This window comes from Streptomyces lancefieldiae (assembly GCF_031845825.1).
Lineage (GTDB): Bacteria > Actinomycetota > Actinomycetes > Streptomycetales > Streptomycetaceae > Streptomyces > Streptomyces lancefieldiae.
This window is the reverse complement of sequence record NZ_JAVRFH010000241.1, coordinates 1-955: the sequence shown is the minus strand read 5'-3', so window position 1 is coordinate 955 and position 955 is coordinate 1. Positions and strand designations below refer to the sequence as shown.

Below are 955 nucleotides of genomic sequence, written 5' to 3'. Positions count from 1 at the left end.
TGAGGTCAGGTGCGTAGGGCGGAAGACGGACGGTGGTGAGCCAGTCGTGGTCGGCCTCGTACCGCTTCAGCCCGGTGGCCAGGTGGGTGTTGAGGTTGTCCCAGACCACCACGATCGGGCCGTCGAGCTGGATGTGTGCGCGGACCAGGAGGTCGCGGTAGTCCTGCCAGGAGAAGCTTTTGCGTGCACCCTTGAGGCGGAGGTGAGCGCGGGGCCGGTGGATGAGGCGGCTCTTCTCGCCGGGTTTGTAGCAGCACAGTGCGGCGATGGAAGTCCGGCGGCGGGACCTGCCGCGGACGCGGATGACAGGGGTGTGTCCGCGTCGGCCCCAGGTGCGGGCACGGGGCGGAGTCATCGAGAAGCCGGCCTCGTCCTCGAAGACGATCCAGGCACCGGACGCCGCCGCGAGTCTTTTACCTGCGGCCACACCTCCCTCTTCCACAGCTCCACCGCATGCTCGTCGCGTTCGAGTGCTCTGCGGGCGGGTGCCTGCCAGGACCAGCCGTGCCGTTTCAGCAGCCGCCACACCGTCGCCACCGACAGGCTCACCCGCAGGCGCCGGCGGATCACCGTCTGCACCCGCGTCAGGGTCCAGCGTTCGTCTTCGAAGCCGTGTGCGGCCGGCCCCTTGCCGAGTTCTTCCTCGAGCACGGCGAACTGGGCGTCTGTGACGGTCGGGGAGTTCGCCGGACCCGCCGAGCGCAGGGCCTCCATGCCGCCCTCGCGCCAGGCACGACGCCAGCGCTCCACCGACCGCACACTCACCCGGAGATCCTTCGCGATCGCGGCCGTCTTCTCGCCCGCCGCGAACCTCTCGCCGGCCTGAAGCCGGATCCCCTCACGAAATGCCCGCCGCTCAGCGGTCAGGCCCCCACCCTCTGGATACCTCACCTCATCGGCATACCGCGGGGATCATGAACCGTCACTACCCGACGACAATCCGAAAACCTCAGTA

At 68.8% G+C, this 955-nt stretch carries 1 pseudogene; it reads right to left on the bottom strand.

Annotation, left to right across the window (positions count from 1 at the left end):
- Window positions 1-891, bottom strand: a pseudogene (locus tag RM812_RS43475) (IS630 family transposase); the annotation flags it as partial.
- Window positions 892-955 lie beyond the last annotated feature (64 nt).